This window comes from Inquilinus sp. CA228 (assembly GCF_052078665.1).
In the GTDB taxonomy this organism is placed as follows: Bacteria; Pseudomonadota; Alphaproteobacteria; order DSM-16000; family Inquilinaceae; genus Inquilinus.
On sequence record NZ_JBQJIK010000034.1, the window covers coordinates 36,016 to 55,371 of the forward strand.

Consider the following 19,356-nt stretch of genomic DNA (forward strand, 5'->3'; position numbering starts at 1 on the left):
CCGGCTGCTGGAGGCGTCGGGTCCGAGGCGCGGAGCCGACCAGGAGCCTGCCATGCCTTTTGCTGCGCGCTCTCTGCTGTCGTCTGTGAGTGACCGAGAATCTGGCCCTGTTTCTGGCGACCAGCCGATGTCTGCTTAACAAAGACAGCAAACGTCAACGATCATGGATCGGAACTCGCAGCGCGAACCCCATCGACCGGCCGTTCGTCCGCATCCCTTCAACAATCTGGCAACGTCAGCGATCCCCCAAAAGGATCGGTTCGACTATTGGCGGCATCTTTTCCTGGGCTCGATTATCGATCGCGACCGGTCGGAATGGGCGAGTGATTTTCAAGGCGAGATGATCAGTTCCACCGACTACAATGGAATTACATTCGCCAACCTTCGGGCCGATCCGCTGATCTGTACGTTCGGCAAGCGGGACTCGGGGCTCATCCTGCTGGGCACGGTGCGTCGAGGCACACTCGGCGTCAGGCAGGGAAACGACGACACGGCGACCATGGATGCTGGAAGCGGCCTCATCCTGTTTGATTGCGATCGCCCCGCCATCACCAGTTCGACACGGTACGACCTCACCTATCTGGCGCTGCCTCGCGCGGTGGTGACCGCGGCCATGGGGGCCGACCCGACGCCGCGCGGCAAGGCGATGCGGCTGCTCCCGAACCAGGGCCTCGCCCCGATCCTGCGTGCCCAGCTCGACGCGATGGCCTCGCATGGCGAGCATCTTGCGCCGGCCGAAAGCGTGGCCGCCGTACAGGCGGCGTGCGACATGGCCTTGACGCTTCTGTCGCGGCTTCATCCTCGGGGCATCGCTGATGGTGAAGGGCTCGATGACGCGATGTTCACCGCGACCCGGCGGTATATCGAGGCGAATCTGGGGCACCATGATCTGACCGCCGAGAGGATTGCCGCGGGTGTGGGCTGCTCTCGCGCCCGCCTGTACCGGATCTTCGCCCAACGGAATCAGACGGTGGGTGATTGCCTGCGGGAGGCCCGGCTGCGTCGCGCCAGCAGGCTGCTCGAGACCTTGCCAACGGAATCGATCGCCTTGATCGCGTTCGACTGCGGCTACACCGACCTGTCGGCCTTCGGCAAGGCGTTCAAGCGGCAGTTCGGCGTGCCGCCGGGGGACTGGCGCGTCGCCAGGGCCGATGCGCGGCTGATCGCCTGAGGGGCCGGAGGCAGCAGATCCGATCAAGCCGAGTTGGGCATCGCACAATCCCCGCTCGTTTCGCGCTGGGCTGGATGCGGCCCGGCGCCAGAGGCACATCTTGTCTAATGAAATGATGAATAATATGGTAAATTATCCTACTCGGATATCCAGCCCTCTTTGTGCTGTCCGAGGTGTCGCAATGGCCGGCCGAACGGCCGATTGTCATCTTGCGGCAGCGCGGCTCAACTGGCGGAACTTGTCACATCCTTTGGCAGTCTTTCTTTGATCGTTACAACACGAGGTGCGAGCAGAAATAGAAATTTTTATTGCAAGAAAAAATGACGTTTGGGCGAAGAAGACAACGAAGGCCAACATCCATGGACAGGAAGGTTCAACAAGATTCTCATCGGCCGACGGTGCGCCCTCATCCTTTCAGCAGCCTTGACATCCTCTCCATCCCAGCGAAGGAGCGGTTCGACTACTGGAGAACCCAGTTCATGGCCGTACTTGTCGATCGAGATCGTTCGGAATGGGCGAATGATTTTCGAGGCAAGATGCTCAGGGCCGCTGACCACAACGGCATTGCATTCACAAATCTCCATGCCAATCCGATGATCTGCACGTTCGGCAAGCGAGGCTCCGACATCATAACGCTGGTTACCGTGCATCAGGGCGTTCTCCACTACAGGCATGGAAACGACGACACCGCGATCTTGGATGCGCGAAGTGGTCTCATGCTGTTTGATAGCGATCGACCCGCCATCTCGTCCGTCTCGTCTGCGACGAGTCACGACCTCAGCTATCTCGCGCTGCCCCGCTCGGTCGTGACCGCGGCCATGGGCGGCGATGCAGTGCCGCGCGGACAGGCCATGCGGTTTCTCCCGAACCATGGGCTCTCGCCGATCCTGCAAGCTCATCTCAACACGATGGCCTCGCATGGCGAGCATCTCCCCCCGGCCGAAAGCATGGCCGCAATGCGGGCTGCGAGCGACATGGCATTGACGCTTCTGTCGCGGCTGAATCCCCGGGGCGTCGCTGACGGTGAAGCGCTCGATGACGCCGTGTTCACCGCGACCCGGCGGTACATCGAGGCGAATCTGGGGCACTACGATCTGACCGCCGATAGGATTGCCGCGGGTGTGGGCTGCTCTCGCGCCCGCCTGTACCGGATCTTCGCCCAAAGGGATCAAACGGTGGGCGACTGCCTGCGGGAGGCCCGGCTGCGTCGCGCCAGCCAGCTGCTCGAGACCTTGTCGAACGAGCCGATCGCCATGATCGCATTCGACTGCGGCTATACCGACCTGTCGGCCTTCGGCAAGGCGTTCAAGCGGCAGTTCGGCGTGCCGCCGGGGGACTGGCGCGTCGCCCGGGCCGATGCGCGGCGGATCGCCTGAGGGGCCGAAGGCCGCCGGTCGGGTCCGCTAGATACCCCTCAGCCCCACGCATGTGACCGAACTCGCCAGATCCTCCGTCAGGCGGCGGGCCCGGGCGAACTGGTCCGGCGACAGGTTTTTCTGGAGATCGCCGATCGCGGCGCCGAGAAGCAGCGCGTGGCGGCTGCGCTCCATCCGATCGTCCTGCGCGCCGCCTTCCGCCTGCCGCTGCTCGAAGTCTTGCGTCGCCTGGTCGAGATAGCGCATGGCGTCGGCGTAGTCCTGCCAGGCGGCCTCCTGGTCCGGGCGGATGGCGAGTGATCGCCGGATCTCCGCCAGCCGGTCCGAGAGGGCTTCCGGGGCGGCTCCGTCGCTCGACGCCGTGGCCGGCGGGCGGGCGGTGCCGAATCCGCCGGAGGCGTCGCCGCCTGTCGCGAGGCCTGCCGCCAGCCCGGCGGCGGCAAGGGCGAGGGCGGCGGCCAATCGGACATTGATCCTCATCGGGAGGCTCCGTCGTTCCATCCGATCCGACACATAAATTGCCTTTTCTGCGCCCGGAAGACCGCTTGGCCCTTTCGCCGATGCGGTGCGACTCATCAATAAATTGAAGGGCAGCCGCACTTCAAGGGCCGGCCCGAAAGCTGAGACGCCCTATCAATGACTTTGAGATTCCAAGCAAAGTCCGGCCCTGCCCCGACTCCTATAAGAGACGTCGCTCTGTCGTGAAGAACTGGGTCTTGGGACACGAGGAGAGGCACTTGGGAACTCCGATTTCACGACGCGTCCGGCCCCGCCCCGACAAGGACCGTTGGACATGGATGTCGCGATGATCCTGAGTTCGATCGCGATCGGCGTGTCCGTTGTCGTATCCGTGCTCACGCTCGCCGACAACTGGACCCATGCCGACCCGCGGTCGTTGATCCGGGTCGGCCGATGGCTGCTGTTCCTGTTCGTCGTCGCCTCGGTCCCCGGGCTGGCGGTGTCGCTGGTCTATCAGGAATGGGTGCTGGCGATGCTGTTCGGCGCCGGCATGCTGATCGTGCCGAGCGTCTTCGGCTGGCGCTCGATTCTCCCGCGTGCGGTGTTCCGGCCGATGTGGCTGGAAGGCGACCCGGCCCAGCCTCCCGGCCGGCCGATGATGGGCGAACTCGGCCCGCCGCCGGATCCGGAGCTCGTGCGCCGCGCCACGATCGTGCTGGAGGACTATCTGGCCCATGCCGGCGGTGCGGGGCGCGGCGCCCGGGTCGACGACCGCCGGCGGCAGGCCAGGCCGGCCCCTCCGACGCCGTCGGCCGCGATGATGGATGTCGAGGAGGCCTGCGCGATTCTCGGGCTCGAGCCGGGCGCGAAAGCGGCCTCGATCCGCGCCGCCCATCGCCGTCTGGTGCAACTGGTGCATCCCGACCGCGGCGGCTCCAACTATCTCGCCGCCAAGATCAACCTGGCCAAGGACGTCCTGCTGGCCGAGGCCGGGCGCAAGGTCGGCGGGCCCAGGCGGGGTGCCGGCCGGGCGGAAGCGACGAGGTCTCCGATGGATCGGGCCCAGACCGATTGAAGGCGCCGCGGTCCCTGCATGGCCGCGGCACGTAAATGCGAAGCGAGGGGAAGATGGACGAGTTCGAGACACCCAAATCCGCGCCGGACACCGACAAGGTCGGCCTGTCGTCCCCGCCAGAAGCGGACGCGACCAGGCCCCCGATCGCCGAGACGCGATCGCAGATCGACGCGTTCATCGACCGCCGCGCCGACGTCGCCAGATCCGACCACGAGGTCTTCCAGGACTATCTGCGCCAGAAGCAGGCCCGCGCCCTGGCGGCCCGGGCCGAGGCCGCAGCCGCGCCGGCCGAGCCGGCGCCGCAGGTCGGCCGCCGCAGCATGCTGAAGGTCGCCATCGGGACCGCGATCGCCGGCGAGGCGGCGGCGCTCGGCTACGCCGCCATGCAGGCCGGAGGAAACGGCGCCGCCGCTGGTCCGGCCGGGGGCCAGGCCAACGCAGCCGCCGCCGACGCGCAGAGCCAGCCGATCGTCCGCGAGCTGATCGATTCCAGGGCCGACATCCGCGGCAGCAGCCTGGGCAAATGGATCGCCCTGCTGCCGACCAAGCTGGGCGGCGGCACCTATGCTCTCGATCTGAACAGCAACCGGGTGCTGGCCTCGATCTGGTATTGGAACTACGGCGACTACAACCCGATCTCCCACCATCTCTGCGCCTTCCCCAGCGCCGATCCCTACAACGGCTTCGAATTCGTCAACAGCACCCAGGGCGGGAAGAACTGCCTGATCTACGGCATTCCGACCAACATCACCGAGCCGGCGCCGGGCTTCAACATCTACCGCGTCCGCTACGACGGCGCGCAGATGCAGCTCATGGAGAACGTGTCGGAGGCGACCGGCCTCGGGCTGGGGGTCCACGTCACCGTCAATCCGAAGGACGCCCAGTCCTATTTCGTCACCGACGGGCAGAAGGACATCGCCGCCTGCTTCGACCGCAACACCTCGCGGGTCAAGGCGGCCCTGAAATTCGACTGGATCCCGAACTCGACGATGCTGTCGCGCGCCTGGCAGGATGGCGGCATCCTCAAGATCTCGAAGATCTATCCGGACCAAGGCACCGGCAAATACGACTATCTCGGCACCAAGGGCCAGAAGATCGAATGGGAGATGGTGCCGATGGGCGAGCTCTTCGTCGAGGAGGGAACGCTGCCCGGCGACGATGCGCTGGGCCTGACCGGCGCCGACGGCACGATCTGGCATCCGAGCGGCCGCTGGGCGGCGACGGTCGTCCGCCTCTGCGGCGGCATCGCCATCCTCGACGCCGAGAACGGCTTCGAGCCGATCGCCTTCCTGCAGTTCAACAAGGATTCCCAGGACCAGTACCCGATGGTGAAGCGTGACGACGACCACTGGGAGGTGACGTTCGACAAGATCCATTCGCCCGGCCACGAGATCGGATTCTCGCCCGACGGGCGCTTCCTGTGCATGATGAACAACCTCAGGGAGAACAACTGCTCGGTGTTCTCCTGCGCCGACCCCGATCCGCGCCAATGGAAGAAGATCGCGCATGTCGAGGATCCGCTGTGGAAGGGCAAGTATCCGAATCCCTTCCACATGGTGTTCTCGCTCGATTCCAAGAAGCTGTACCTGTCGGTGCTGCACCCGGCCCCGGCCGCGAGCGGCGTCATGGTGGTCGACACCGAGACCTGGACGATCCTGAAGGAGATCCAGGGCATCGGACCCGATCTGCAGACCCCGGCCCTGACCTATGACGGCAAATACGTCCTGGTGCCGTTCAGCGGCTTCCAGCGGCTGTCGAGCGGCATCGCCGTGATCGACACGGCCACCGATTCCCTGATCGGCATCCTGCCGAGCACCGGCGGGCATCACGATTGCGTGATCATCCCGACGGAGCTCGCGCACATGAAGCACACCCGGTCATGCACGCTGTGACGGGCCGTCCCCGATCGAAGCGGACCTGATGCGCCATGCCGGTCCGACCGAGCCATCTTCTCGTCGGCCTCGCCCTGCAGAATCTCGGCCGGCGCAAGACACGCACGGCCCTGCTCCTGGCGGCGGTCGCGATCAGCAGTGCGATCGTGTTCACCGGCGCGGTGCTGATGCGCAGCATCGGCACCAGCACCGCCATCGGGTTCAGCCGGCTCGGCGCCGACCTCATGGTGGTCCAGGAGGGCACGCTCGCCAACATCACGGCCGCCCTGCTGACGGTCGAGCCGACCGACCTGACGCTCGATGCCGGCCTGCTCGACCGTTCGAACCTCGCCGGCATCGCCCGCATTGCGCCGCAGCGGATATTCCGCACCGACCGATCCGGCCTCACCGGCCATGACGACAGCGTCGACCTGATCGGCTTCGATCCCGACCGCGACTTCACCGTCCAGCCGTGGATCTCCGATCGTCTCGGCCGTCCGATGCAGCCGGGCGACGTGATCTTCGGCGCGGCGCGGGACCTGCCCCTCGGCTCCGAGGTGGTGCTGTTCGGCGAGCCCTTCCGCGTCTGGGCGAAGCTCGCGCGCACCGGCGTCGGCACCCATGAGCGGGGCATCTTCATGCCGTCGTCGAGCCTGCTCGCGCTCGCCCCCGCCATCCGCGCGAGCACCGGCGCGGTGCCGCCGGTGCTCGATCCCGGAAAGGTTTCGGGCTTTCTGGTCGAGCTCGCGCCCGGCGCGACGGAGCTTCAGATCCGCTTCGCGCTGCTGTCGCGGCTCCCGGGCATCAAGGTGGTGGTCGGCGACGCCATGCTGACGGGAATCCGGCAGGGCCTGACCTCCCTGTTCGGCGGCACCCTCGCTTTGGTCGCGATCATGTTCGCCAGCACGGCGATCATGGTCAGCGTGCTGTTCTCCGCGATCGTCGCCGAGCGGCGCCGCGAGCTCGGCCTCCTCAAGGCGATCGGGGCGCGGCGGGGGCAGATCGTCGGCATGATGCTGATCGAGGCGATGGTCGCGACCGCCGCGGGCAGCGCCATCGGCGTGGCGATGGGGGTGCTGCTGCTGCGCGCCTTCGAACGCTCCCTGGTCTATTCCCTCAGGGAGATCGGCATCCCCTTCCTGTGGCTCGACACCGCGACGACGGTCGCGATCGCGATCGGCTGCATCGCCGCCGCGGCCGTCATCGGGGGGATCGGCGCGCTGGCCCCCGCATGGCGTGCCAGCCGGCATGATGCCTATGAGCTGATCCGCGGCGAGGGCTGAGCGATGCTGAGCTGCCGGGCCGTCGGGAAGACCTATCGCTCCGAGCGGGGGCCGGTCGAAGCGGTGCGCGGCATCGATCTCGACATCGCCGCCGGACGGTATGCGGCGGTGATCGGCCGGTCGGGCTCCGGCAAATCATCGCTGCTGGCGATGATCGGCGGGCTGAGCCGTCCGACCGCCGGCGGCATCCGGATCGACGGCACCGACATCTGGTCGCTCCGCGACGACGCATTGGCACACTTCCGCAGCCAGCGGATCGGATATGTCTTCCAGTTCGCCAGCCTGCTGCCGACGCTGCGCCTGATCGACAACGTCGCGCTGCCCGCCTTGCTCGCCCGCCGGTCCACGGCCGTCGACCCCCATGGCCGTGCCGCCGAGCTGCTGGACGCCGTCGGCCTGGCCGATCATGCCGACGCCTACCCATCCGAGATATCGGCCGGCGAGCAGCGCCGCGCGGTGATCGCCCGGGCGCTCATCAACGACCCCATGCTGCTGCTGGCCGACGAACCGACCTCCGACCTCGACGAACAGACGGAGCGGGAGGTCATGTCGCACCTCCTCGGCGCCGCCCGCCGGCACGGGGCCACGCTTGTGCTGGTCACGCACAGCCTCGCGCTCGCCGCCGGGGCGGAAGAGGTGGTCCAGGTCGCCGACGGAAGGCTCGTGCCGTGACCGGCCGCCCTGCCGAGCAGCGCCTGCCGCGACTTCCTGATCTCGGCCGCCTCACCGACGCGCAGAAGGACGAGCTGATCGTCAGCCTGTGGCAGACCCTGGCCGCGACGGAGACGGCCGATGGGGAGGAGGCGCCGGTCGGCGCCGGCGGCCTGGTCGGCAATGCCGATGCGAACCGCCGCGGCCGGCCGTCGGCGGTGTCGGCCGGCGACCTGCGCGACCGCATCCGGCGGACGACGCCGTCCCGCCGCGGGCAAGGCCCGGCGACGAAGCGGAGGGGGCTTGGGCGCGGGCTCGGCTGGGGCGAGTCCAAGATCCTGCTCTGGGTGCTGGTCGCGATCGGTTTCGGCTTCCTGGCGGATTTCGGTGTCGGCCGATACCAGCTGCACGCCACCGAGCTGCGCGAACGCGCGGCGCTCGAGCTCGAGAATGCAGCCTTTGCCGGGCTTTTCGCCGAGCTCACCGAGATCCGCTATGAGCCCGACGGCAAATCCTACCGCGCCACGGTCAACATGCAGAACCTGAACCCGGACGGCCCGCTTTACGCGATGCTCAATCCGATGCGCGTGTTCGTGCAGTCGGGCCTGACCTGGCAGGAGGTCCCGGCGCAGGCCGCGAGCGGGTCCGGCTGGGGCGTCGTTCGGCTCGACGACGCGCGGCAGGTCCAGGTGCTGTTTCAGGCCGATGCCGAGGATTGGGCCGAGCTCATCCCCGGCTACATGCATGTGCGGATCGAGAACGACATGCTGATCAGCCGCAGCGGCGAGCCGAAGGACGACATCGTCGAGCGCGACAACCGCTTCTACGTCTATCTCAAGCCGCAAGGCGCCGACGACGAAGCGATCCGGCGCCGGTCGAACTTCTCCGGAACGCCGCCGGTCTTCATCCCGATGCCGCCGCACTGACCGCTGCCTGCGGCGCGCTCATGGGCTCCGGCGGGCGCGTGCGCCGAAGCATTGAGACGACCTGCACACCGGTTTGAGATTCCCGGCAAAACATGATCGGCCGCCAGCAGATACAACATCACGACTGCGGCCGTCGTCATGAAGAACCGCAGGAGTGCCCGGGCAAAACCGAAGCACCCGGCCGCACGACGATGGAGACAAGGGCGGTGAATGCTCTGAGCGGTGAAATCGAAACGACGACGCGACTGTTCCTGCATTCGATCACGGTCCGGAGCGGCCGGGCGCTGGGCGAAATTTCGATCGAACCGGGCCGTGGGATACTGACTGGACTCTTGGCCTCGAAACCCCGGCCGCGGATCGGCTCCGCCTCCCCGAGGAGCGACGCCGGAAGCCGCGGGAGTGTGGCGCCATGGACGTGACGTCCGGCGATCGTCTGACCCTGACGGTCACCACACCGGGCTGGGACCGGCCGCGGACCTTCGAGATCGGCCCCGCCGGCGGCTGGATCGGGCGCGATCGCGGATGTGAGGTGGCGATCGACGACGCGGACCAGTTCATATCATCGCGGCATGCCCGCATCGATTACGCCAAGGGTGCGTTCTGGCTGTCCGATCAGAGCACGAACGGCACGTTCCTGAACGGCAGCATGGCGCGGATGGAACATGGCCAGCGCCAGCGCCTGGCCGACGGCGACACTCTCCGGGTCGGGCTCTTCGATATTGCGGTCGCGGTCCGCCGGTCCTCGACCGAGGCGCCGGTTCCCCTGCCGGCGGACGCGCCGGGCGCCGCGGCCGAGCACGGGACCGACACCACCATGCGATGGACGGGAGACCCTCTGTCCGATCTCGGACTCGGCTCCCGCGCCGGCCCGCAACCGGAGGCCACGAAGACCATGCAGCCTCTGTACTCCGACCCGCTTGGAGCCCTTATCTCCGATCTCATCGGCGGCACCGGCGCGCCGGTGCCGCCGACCTCGACGACGAATGCCGCCGGGGATCGATCTGCCGATCGCTTCTTCGGCGACAACCCGTACGCGACATCGATCGGTGGCCCTTTCCATGCGCGGGATGCGCATGCGGCAGAGGCGTTCCCCGGGGCCGAGGCACCTGTCCGGCCCAACCCGGCCGAGGCCCCGCCCGCGGCGGGCATGCCGCCCTTGTCATGGCCCGCGGACCCGTCACGTGACTCGGCCCTCCTGGCTGCCCCGGACATGCCCACCGCGCAGGCGGTGGTGAGCCGGGCGGACCTGTCGATCGAAGCCCTGGCCGCATTCTGGCACGGCCTCGGCATCCTCCCGAGGTCGCTCCGTCCCGACGATCTCGTGGCCGTCATGGCCGAGTTCGGGGCGGCGCTCCGCGAGGCATCGGACAGCTTCGCCGCGGTGCTGCGCACCTCGAGCGGTGAAGAGGGGGCTGTGCGCAATCCCTTCGCCGGCGGTCACGGCAACCTCCGCCGATACATCAATGGCCGCCCCGATGGCATGCTGCCGCTGGACGACGCGGTGCGCGACGTCTTCGTCCGGATTGCGGAGCGCGACCAGGCTTACGGGGCCGCAGTCCGGTCCGGCATCCGCCGCATGGCGCAGAGCATTGCCGCCAGTTCGATCGAAAAGCGATTCGGCGCGACGCTGCGATCGCGCCGGCCACGCTCTCGCCGAGCCGAGCTCTGGCACCTGTTCAGCGCCATGGAGAGCGAGCTCGTCGATCTCGCGGAGGCCGTGTTCCAGAGAGAGCTTGCCGAGCGCCTGCGCGGCACTTCGCATCGCCCGACCTACCGCGGCGTCGACGGGGAGGAGCTGTGATGCGCGCCGTCGGCCTCTGCATCGCCGTCGCGGTCGGGGCGACGATGGCGGGATGCGGGTCGTCGCCGACCCAGGTGGCCCTGACCCTGGCCGCTTCCGAACAGCTCAATCCGAATTCCGAGAACCAGCCGTCGCCGACCGTGGTCAGGATCTACGAGCTGAAATCCGCCGATGCCTTCAACGCGGCGACCTTCGACGGTCTCTTCTACAACGACACGACGACGCTGGGGGCGGATCTGCTCGGCCGCAAAGAGGTCGAGGTGCTCCCGGGACAGACGGTCACCGTGGACCGGACCGCGGAAGCCGGGACCGGCTTCGTCGGCGTCGTCGCGGGGTTCCGCACGCCACAGGGAACGCAGTGGCGCGGCACGCTCCCGGTCGAAGCGGAAGACGACAACCCGATCCAGGTCAACCTGGCGCCATCGTCCCTGACGGTCGCCAAGGGGCCGTCGGGCGGCTTCTTCTTCGGTCTTTTCTGAGGCGCAACGCCCGTGTCACTCCGCGCAAGACCCCTCTGGTTCGAAGGCCAGCTCGTCCGGCCTCAGCACCTGCAGCAGCTGCAGCGCTGGCTGGAGGCCATGATCGAGGACCGGATCGGCGGTGTCAGCCCCTTCTCCTGGGGGGTTGCCGCGCTCGAACTCGACGGCTCCCTCCTGCCGCTCGGCAAGATCGGGATCGAGAGCTGCCGCGCCATCCTGCCGGACGGCGTGCCGATCGACATCCCGGCCAAGGACGACAGGCCGGCCCCGATCACGATCCCTGCCGAAACCGCCAACCGCGTGGTCAAGCTGGCGATCCCCGCCCGCGCCGCGGACGAGCTGGAGGTCGGCACGGCCGCTTCGCGGTTCCGGCTGAAGCAGCAGCCGGTGCGCAACACGACGGGGGAGAGCCAGCCCGCCCAGATCGCCATCGGCGTTCCGACCCTGCGGCTGATCCTGGACGGCGACCCGGAAGACGAGCTGGTGTGCCTGCCGCTGCTGCGGATCGATCGGGTGGATCCGGCGGGCCGGGTGTTGATCGATGCCAGCTTCGTGCCGCCTTCCCTCAGGCTCGGGGCGCATCCCCGTTTCGTCGCCTTCGCCCGCGAGATCGAAGGCATGCTGTCCGGCCACGGCAACAGCCTCTCGCGGCGCGTCGATCCGGCCCGGGCCGGATTCGGGGTCGCGACCATGGTCGACTTCACGCTCCTGCAGCTGATCAACGGCCATGAGCCGGTCTTCGCCTCGCTCGCCCGCTCGGTGGAGCTGGGCCCGCATGCGCTGTATCACGAGGCGCTGCGCCTGGCCGGCGCGCTCGCGACCTTCTCGCGGACCGGCCGCCGGCCGCCTCCTCTGCCGGACTGGCGGCACGACGACCCCGGCCCGTGCCTCGCCGCCCTCGCCGAGGTGATCCGCGACCTGATCAGCCAGCTGTCCACCGACACCGCGATCTCGCTGCCGCTGCAGCCCCGCGGGCAGGGCGTGTGGGTGTCGCCGATCACCGACCGCCCGCTGCTGTCCGGTGCGACCTTCGTGCTGGTCGTGTCCGCTTCGGTGGATCCGGAGCAGCTGCGCAGCAGCCTGCCGGCGCAGGCGAAGATCGGTCCGGCCGAGGCCATCCGCGACCTCGTCAATCTGCAGCTGCCGGGCATAGCGCTGCGGCCGATGCCGGTCGCGCCCCGCGAAATCCCCTATCGTTCGGGCTCCGTCTATTTCGAACTGGACCGGACCTCGGACCTGTGGCGCCAGCTCCAGCAGTCGCCGGCCTTCGTCCTGCATATCGGCAGTGAATTCCCAGGGCTCGTGCTCGAGTTCTGGGCGATACGGCTGGGCTGAGATGGCAGACACGGCGCGGACATTTCCCCTGTTCGACGACCGCGGCGGCGGGGCGGCGGAAGCGGGATCCACGCGCCGCCTGCCACCGGTCGCGGCCGGCGGCGGCGGCGAGCGCGCGGCCGAGGCATCCCCCCCGCCACCCGCCGGCGCAGGACCCTTCCTGGTCCATGCCTGGCCGCTGCTGGCCATGCTCTGGCGGCTTGCCGCAGGGGCCGTGGCGGAGCGGCCGGAGCGGCTGAAGGAGGCGGCTGCCGAGCAGATCAGGGCCTTCGAGCAGGCCGCGCTGTCGGCGGGCCTCGATGCCCGGCAGATCGCCATCGCACGGTACACGCTGTGCACCGCGATCGACGAAGCCGTCGTCACCACCGGCTGGGGCGCGGAGTCCGGCTGGGCCCTGCGCAGCCTGCTCAGCATCTTCCACGGCGAGACCTGGGGCGGCGAGAAGGTCTTCACCTTCATCGAGCGCGCCTTGGCGGCGCCGAACCGCACCGACGGCCTGCTGCAGCTCTTCCACATGGTCCTGGTGCTGGGCTTCCAGGGCAAGTTCCGGCTCGAACGGGACGGCACCGCCAGCGTCGACGCCCTGCGCGAGCGGCTGTTCGAGACCCTGCGGCCGCATTATGGCCAGAAGCCGGCCTTCCCGGAACCAGCCAGGCAGCCGGTCACCCGCGCCCGCCGGCTGCTGCGCTACGTTCCGGTCTGGTCGGTCGCGCTGCTGTGCGTGCTGCTGTCCGCGGTGGTGTTCGCCTGGCTCGACTATGAGCTGAAGCACAGCGCGGACGCCGTCGCGCAGCAGTTCGACGCGGTCGCCTCGCCATCGCCGGGAGCGGCCTCGCCATGATGTCGCTCATGCGATCGATGCTGTCGATGCGTCGGTTGGGGGTCCTCGTCGGCATCGTCGCGGCCTGCCTGCTGATCTGGTTCTTCGGGGCGCAGCTGCTTGGCGCCGTCCTGGCCGGCGTCGGCGCGCGTCTGCTGGCGATCGCGGCCGTCATTTCGATCTGGCTTGCGATCGAGGCGATCTCGTTCTGGCGCCGGCGGCGCAACAACGCCCGGATGCTGGATTCCCTGAAACGGGACCAGGCGGCCTCCCCGGACGGCACGAACCTGGCCGAACAGACGGAGATGCAGGAGCAGTTCGACAGGACCTTCGAGCTGCTGCGGTCCGAGAAGATCGGCGGAGGCCTGGCCCAGGATTTCCTCTACGCGTTGCCGTTCTACCTGCTGATCGGCCCGCAATCGGCCGGAAAGTCGTCGCTGGTGGCGCGATCCGGTCTGCGCATGCCGATCGAGGATCGCCTCGGAACCGGCGGCCTCAACATGCAGGTCAGCGGCCGCCGGACCCGATGGTGGTTCGCCGAGGACGGGCTGCTGATCACCACTGCGGGCAGCGACGACCAGCAGTCGGAGGCGCAGGAGGCGGGGGCGGCGACCTGGAATGGCCTGCTGGCCTTCCTGTCCAAGCACAGGCCGCGCCGGCCGCTGGATGCGATCGTGGTCGTGGTCGACGTCGATACGCTGCTGACCGGCCGCGGCGCGCGGCTGGCGGCCAATCTGCGCGCCAGGCTGCAGGACGCGATGCGGGCCTTCTCCGCCCGGCTGCCGATCTATGTCGTCGTCAGCAAATGCGACCATCTCCCCGGATTCGAGGAGACGTTCTGGTCGCTGGACGAGACCCAGCGGGCCCGCGCGGTCGGAACCCTGCTGCCCGTCGACCGCGATCGGGCCCCCGCCGCGGATGTCGGAACCCTGCTCCTGCGCGAGCTGTCGGCCAGCCTGAACGCGGTCTCGCGGCTGGTGCCGTTCGTCGCGGCGACCGAGCGTGATCCGGCCCGGCGGGCGTTGATCGTCGGGCTGCCGGAACAGCTTTCGGCGGCGGCAGCGGCGGCGGTTGCCTTCACCGTCGAACTCGTGCGCTCGGGCCGGCGCGACCGCTCACCCATGCTTCGGGGCGTCTTCTTCACGGCCTCCGGCGGGCCCGAACCCGCCGACAGCCGGTTGGTGGATGGTTGGGGCAGCCGCTTCTCCCGGCCGATGGGGCTGAGCCTCCAACCGGCGGAAGGCCGCCGCCAGGCCGGCAGCGGCGAATCCGATCGAAGCTATTTCGTCACCGGCCTGTTCCGCGACTGCATCTTCCCCGAGGCGGGTCTTGCCGACCGCAACCCGAAGGTCGAGCGGCGGATGGCGATGATGCATGCCGCCGGCTATATCGCCTGCCTGACCGGGCTCGTCGCATCCTGCCTTCTCTGGTTCACCGAAAGCGCCGCCCACCGGGCTCGTCTCGAGCTCTTCCTCCAGGGCGCGGCAAGGGAGCTGGCGCTCGAGCGGAGCCTAGCGCCTTCGAGCGGGATGGCGGGTCAGCAGCCACTTCTGGACGAAGCCCGACAAGTGTCCATGCTGAATCCCAGCGGCGTCGCGATCGAGAGATTCGTCGGCTTCAGCCCCCTGGGCATCATCGCCGGCACGCGGGATGCGGCCCGCAGCGCCTATTCGCGGATTCTCACCAGCCAGTACCTGCCGGCGGTCCTCGCCCAGCTCAGCGGCCAGCTTCGCCAGGCCGTCTCCGCGGGCTCGGATGCCGGCACCATCCGGTCGCTGCTGGCCGTCTATCTCATGATGGGCGAGCCGGAACACTACGCCAGGCAGGATGTCTCGGCCTGGGGCGCAGGGGTCATCAATGCGGCCTACGGCCTGGATCCGGAGCGCAGGGAGGCGGCGCTCGACCACTTCACCAGCCTGCTCGACCTGATGCCGGTGCCGGTCAGCCTGGACCAGGCCCTGATCAGCAATGCGCGCTCCTTGCTGCGGCAGCGCCCCGATGCCGATCGGATCTACGCCCAGCTCCGCAACCTCGCCCTGAACAGCAGCGATGCCAGTCCGATCGATGTGGTCGAGGCGCTCGGCCCTGCCGGCTCGCAGCTGCTGATGCTGCGATCCCAGGCCGGCCTTCCCGTGTCGGTGCCGGGCTTCTACACGCGCGACGGCTTCTACAAGATCTTCGTGCCGCAGGCGCCGCGACTGGTGCGGAACGCCGGTGAGACCGATTGGGTGCTGGGGCACACCGACGGCGGGGATGCGGCGGAGCGCGCCGAGATCCTCGCGCGGGTGACCGATGCCTATGTCCGCGACTACGTGAAGGCCTGGCAGTCGATCGTCGGGCAGATGGCCCTGCGTGAGCTGCCCGACCTGCCCAGCATCGTGAGCGGCCTGCAGACCCTGGCCGGACCGGATTCGCCGCTGGTGCAGTTCATCCAGCTGGTGACGACCCACACCGACCTTCCGGTGCCGGCACCGGCGCCGGAAGCGTCGATCCTGGGCCAGGTGACGAATGCGGTCGAAGGGGCCGTGCCGGCGGCCGGGCCGGCGGCAGCCGGCGCGGCGCAGACCGTTCTGGCAAGCGTCGGTTCACAGCCGGCCGGCAATCCGCTCGGCACCCAGGCATGGCCGGGCGACGCGATCCGCACCCCCTTCGCGACCCTGCAGGGGCTGATCGCCAGCCGCGACGGCCGGGCGCCGGTCCTGCGCATTCAGGACAGCCTGACCGCGGCCTACGGCGTCATGTCGGGCATCGCGTCGGCGCAGGATCCCGATGCGGCCGCCCAGCAGGTGGCGGCAAAGGTCATCTCCGGCCAGGGGGGCGACCCGCTGATCGGTCTGCGGGTGCAGGCCGTGTCCCTGCCGCGACCGGTCGACGGCATCATCCGCAGCCTGTACCAGAACATCTGGGACGTGCTGCTGCAGTTGACGCGCAGCCGCATCCAGGCGGTCTGGTCGAAATCGGTCGCGCCGGTCTGCGAGCAGTCGATCTCGCGGCGCTTCCCGTTCGCCGATCCGGGTGATCCGACGACGCTGGATGTGGGCCTCCGCGATTTCGCCGATGTCTTTGCCCCGCGCGGCATCATGGACACCTTCGTCGCGGACAACCTCGCGGCCTTCACCACCCCGGGACGGGACGGCACCCTGACCCTGACGTCCCAGGGCGGGCTGACGCTCGACCTGTCGCGGGACGCGCTGTCCCAGATCAATCGGGCGCGGCGCATCCGCGACCTGTTCTTCGACACGAACGGCAACCTCTCGGTGGCCTTCACCCTGACGCCAAGCTATCTCGATCCGCGCGTGTTGTCGGCGGCCCTCACCGTCGGGCCGACATCGCTGACCTACCGCCACGAGCCGCCCAGGCAAGGTGCGTTCCAGTGGCCGTCCGCGGACGGCTCCGACGGCGCCTCCCTGACCCTGTCGATGACCGACGGCCAGACGCCGGGGACCCAGGCATCCGGGCCATGGGCACTGTTCCGCCTGCTGCGGACCGCGCAGCCGGCGGCGACCGGCGGTGGCGACCGCCTGAAGCTGACCTTCCAGATCAACGACACCAAGGTCAGCTACACGCTGCGCGCCGGCAGCGTCGCCAATCCGTTCTCCAACCGGGATTTCGAAGGATTTCGCTGTGTCCCGCGGCTCTAGCCAGACATTGCCCTTCGCACCCGGGGCCGTGCTGCAAGGGCGGTACCGGCTGCTGCGGATCGTCGGCCACGGCCGGACGGCCATCGTGTATGCGGCGGACGATCGGCGGCTCGAACTGCGGGCGGAGGCGGTGCCGCGGCTCGCGATCAAGGTCCTGCGTCCGGAACTCGTCGATGACCGGGCCGAGCGGAACGCGTTGAAGATCGAAGGCGAGACGCTGCTGGCGCTCCGGCACCGATACATCCCGCGCCTGGAGGATTCGGGGTCGGTGGAGGGTCTCCCGTTCCTGGTGATGGAGATGATTCCGGGACGCGGTCTCGACCATGGGTCCCGCCGGTCGCGGCGACCGATCTCCCCCATCGGGATCGGCCATCTGCTCGGGGGCGCGGCGGAGGCCTTGGCCTTCATGCATCACCGAGGCTTCGTCCATGCCGACGTGAAGCCCGGCAACCTGCTGTGCGGCGACGATGGCGTCGCCCGGCTGATCGACTTCGGCACGGCCCGTCCCACCGGCTGGGTGCCGAGCGGCGGGTCGGGGGCCGCGCCGGACCGCATCGTCACCCCGGCCTATGCCTCGCCGCAACTGATGCGCGGCGAGCCGCCGATGCCGGCCGACGACACCTATGGCCTGGCGGTCGTGGCCTATGAGCTGATGGCGGGCCAGCCCCCCTTCGCCGGCCGGCCGCCATTGCCGGGCGAGATCCCGATCCGGCCCGCGGGGGTCGGGCGGTCCGGCTGGTCCTGGTTGAAGGACGCGCTCGCCGCCGATCGGACCGCCCGGCCGGACGATCCGTGCGGCCTCGCCGTCGCCCTGCTCGCCGATTTCCCGATCGTCCGACTGCTGCGGAGGTTCTCGTCATGGCGCGGCTAGAGGACGCCAGGATTGCCGCCATGACGGCGGCGCTGCCGCCGGACGCGCCGAATCCGGAGGCATTCCGCTACGAGGCGGAGTATGAGGCGCTCGACGCCGAGATCCGCAAGCTGGAACGGCTCGGCCCCGCCGAGGTCCAGTGGCCGGAGGTGCTGCGGCAGGCGCAGGCCATCCTCACGACCCGATCCAAGGATCTCGGCGTCCTGACCTGGTTCGTGTTCGCGTTGCAGGAGACCGAGGGGCTGAAGGGGCTGGCGGTCGGGCTGGCCGTGCTGCGCGACACCGTCGAGCAGTTCTGGGACGGCCTGTTCCCGGCCCGCCCCCGGGCCCGCATCGGCGCCCTGGAATGGCTGGCCGGACGGGCCGCGGGGGCGATGCCGGCCGAGGTCTCTGCCGATCAGGGAGACGCCGTCATCGCGGCGTTCGAGGAGCTCGACGCGCTGGACCGCTTCCTCGGCGAGCATCTGCCGGACGCCGGCGCCGCGCTGCTCGACCTGCTGCGCCCGCTGCGCAGCCTGGCCGCGGACCAGCGCCGCCTGGCGGAGGAGCGCCAGCGGCGGGCGGAACAGGCGGCCACCGCCCCGGCCGCCACCGCGGCGGCCCCGGCGCCGGGGCCAGTATCAGGTCCGGTGCTGCCGGATCTGGCTGCCGCCGGCGGCGACCCGGAGGGGGTGCTGTCCGCTTTGCGGGACGGGATCCGGACGACGGCGCTGCAGCTGCTCGAGGCCCACCCGGCCGAGCCGCGCGCTTACCAGCTTCTGCGGGCCGTGACCTGGCTCGCCGTGACCGAGCTGCCGCCGGCTCGGGACGGCCGGACCGAGCTGCTCGCGCCGCCGGATATGCGGCGAAGCGAATTCGATGCGCTCGCCGGCGCCGGCAACCGTCCGGAACTGGTGCTGGCCCTGGAGAAGTTCTGCTCGGGCTCCGGCCTGTTCTGGCTGGACGGGCAGCGCCTGTCCGCGACGGCCCTGGCCGAGATGGGGCCGGCCCATGCCGGCTGCGCCCGGGCGGTGGCGCGCGGCGTCATCGATCTGCTGGATCGCCTGCCGGGCCTGGCCGACCTGTCTTTTTCCGACGGCACGCCTTTCGCCGACGCGGCAACGCGCGGCTGGCTCGAAACCATCCGGCCCGCCGCGGCCGGCGCCGATGGCGGCGGGGCCGAGGCCGCGCCCTGGACCGCCGCCTTCGTCGAGGCGCGCGGCAAGGCGCTGGCGGGGCAGGGGGAGGAGGCGCTCGCCGGCCTCGCCGACGCCGGTTCCGCGGCGCCGGACGGCCGGGCGCGATTCTTCTGGCGGCTCGGCCTGGCCCGGCTGTGCCTGGAGACCGGGGCGGCTCCGGTCGCCCTGCCGATCCTGCGCCAGCTCGACGATCTGGTCGAACGACAGGGGCTCGAGGCGTGGGAGCCGGCCGCCGCGGCCGAGGTCGCCACCTCCCTCATCCGCTGCGTGGCGGCCCCCGAACTGTCCAAAACCCTGGCGGAGGCGGAGCGATCCGGCATCGCCCAGGCCGCGTTCGCCCGTCTCGCCCGGGCGGACCCGATGGCGGCGCAGCGCACGGCGAAACGGCAACGCAACTGAGAGTGAACGAAGGAGGACGA

The 19,356-nt window shown here is 69.3% G+C and carries 15 protein-coding genes; 14 read left to right on the forward strand and 1 reads right to left on the reverse strand.

From position 1 onward, the window contains the following. Window positions 1–163: 163 nt before the first annotated feature. Window positions 164–1,171 carry a helix-turn-helix domain-containing protein gene (locus tag ACTOWL_RS18180; RefSeq protein WP_441322673.1) on the forward strand — a complete coding sequence of 336 codons (1,008 nt, stop codon included), beginning with the start codon at window positions 164–166 and terminating at the stop codon, window positions 1,169–1,171. Window positions 1,172–1,530: 359 nt separating this feature from the next. Continuing rightward, window positions 1,531–2,547, forward strand: coding sequence for a helix-turn-helix domain-containing protein (locus ACTOWL_RS18185; RefSeq protein WP_441322674.1), 1,017 nt, complete (start codon window positions 1,531–1,533; stop codon window positions 2,545–2,547). Between the two features lie 27 nt (window positions 2,548–2,574). On the opposite strand, the gene ACTOWL_RS18190 is transcribed toward ACTOWL_RS18185, so the two are convergent. Next, window positions 2,575–3,027, reverse strand: coding sequence for a hypothetical protein (locus ACTOWL_RS18190; RefSeq protein ID WP_441322675.1), 453 nt, complete (start codon window positions 3,025–3,027; stop codon window positions 2,575–2,577). A gap of 325 nt (window positions 3,028–3,352) precedes the next feature. Between ACTOWL_RS18190 and ACTOWL_RS18195 the strand changes: the two genes are divergently transcribed. The 12 genes from ACTOWL_RS18195 (at window position 3,353) to tssA (ending at window position 19,336) form a co-directional block, all read left to right on the forward strand. Beyond that, window positions 3,353–4,081, forward strand: coding sequence for a hypothetical protein (locus ACTOWL_RS18195; protein WP_441322676.1), 729 nt, complete (start codon window positions 3,353–3,355; stop codon window positions 4,079–4,081). A 53-nt stretch (window positions 4,082–4,134) separates the two neighbouring features. After that, window positions 4,135–5,973, forward strand: a complete 1,839-nt coding sequence (locus ACTOWL_RS18200) for a hypothetical protein (RefSeq protein WP_441322677.1) — start codon at window positions 4,135–4,137, stop codon at window positions 5,971–5,973. Between the two features lie 35 nt (window positions 5,974–6,008). Continuing rightward, window positions 6,009–7,235, forward strand: coding sequence for an ABC transporter permease (locus ACTOWL_RS18205; RefSeq protein WP_441322678.1), 1,227 nt, complete (start codon window positions 6,009–6,011; stop codon window positions 7,233–7,235). Between the two features lie 63 nt (window positions 7,236–7,298). Further along, a complete protein-coding gene (locus ACTOWL_RS18210; protein ID WP_441322679.1) occupies window positions 7,299–7,907 on the forward strand; it encodes an ABC transporter ATP-binding protein in 609 nt (202 codons plus the stop codon). Next, window positions 7,904–8,812: a hypothetical protein gene (locus tag ACTOWL_RS18215; protein WP_441322680.1), complete on the forward strand. Its 909-nt coding sequence runs from the start codon at window positions 7,904–7,906 to the stop codon at window positions 8,810–8,812. The genes ACTOWL_RS18210 and ACTOWL_RS18215 overlap by 4 nt, the downstream gene beginning before the upstream one ends. A 409-nt stretch (window positions 8,813–9,221) precedes the next feature. Beyond that, complete coding sequence (locus tag ACTOWL_RS18220; protein ID WP_441322681.1) at window positions 9,222–10,613, forward strand: type VI secretion system-associated FHA domain protein; 1,392 nt, start codon at window positions 9,222–9,224, stop codon at window positions 10,611–10,613. Then, window positions 10,613–11,092 carry a type VI secretion system lipoprotein TssJ gene (gene tssJ, locus ACTOWL_RS18225; RefSeq protein WP_441322682.1) on the forward strand — a complete coding sequence of 160 codons (480 nt, stop codon included), beginning with the start codon at window positions 10,613–10,615 and terminating at the stop codon, window positions 11,090–11,092. Before ACTOWL_RS18220 ends, tssJ begins: the two co-directional genes overlap by 1 nt. Before the next feature lie 12 nt (window positions 11,093–11,104). Continuing rightward, window positions 11,105–12,427 carry a type VI secretion system baseplate subunit TssK gene (tssK, locus tag ACTOWL_RS18230; protein ID WP_441322683.1) on the forward strand — a complete coding sequence of 441 codons (1,323 nt, stop codon included), beginning with the start codon at window positions 11,105–11,107 and terminating at the stop codon, window positions 12,425–12,427. Window position 12,428: 1 nt separating this feature from the next. Beyond that, window positions 12,429–13,268 (forward strand): type IVB secretion system protein IcmH/DotU, encoded by an 840-nt coding sequence (gene icmH, locus ACTOWL_RS18235; protein WP_441322684.1) that lies wholly within the window; start codon window positions 12,429–12,431, stop codon window positions 13,266–13,268. Beyond that, entirely contained in the window at window positions 13,265–16,888 is a 3,624-nt protein-coding gene (gene tssM / locus ACTOWL_RS18240) for a type VI secretion system membrane subunit TssM (RefSeq protein ID WP_441322685.1), read from the forward strand. Before icmH ends, tssM begins: the two co-directional genes overlap by 4 nt. Continuing rightward, entirely contained in the window at window positions 16,872–17,759 is an 888-nt protein-coding gene (locus ACTOWL_RS18245) for a serine/threonine-protein kinase (protein WP_441322686.1), read from the forward strand. The genes tssM and ACTOWL_RS18245 overlap by 17 nt, the downstream gene beginning before the upstream one ends. Beyond that, window positions 17,747–19,336, forward strand: coding sequence for a type VI secretion system protein TssA (gene tssA, locus ACTOWL_RS18250; protein ID WP_441322687.1), 1,590 nt, complete (start codon window positions 17,747–17,749; stop codon window positions 19,334–19,336). Before ACTOWL_RS18245 ends, tssA begins: the two co-directional genes overlap by 13 nt. Window positions 19,337–19,356 lie beyond the last annotated feature (20 nt).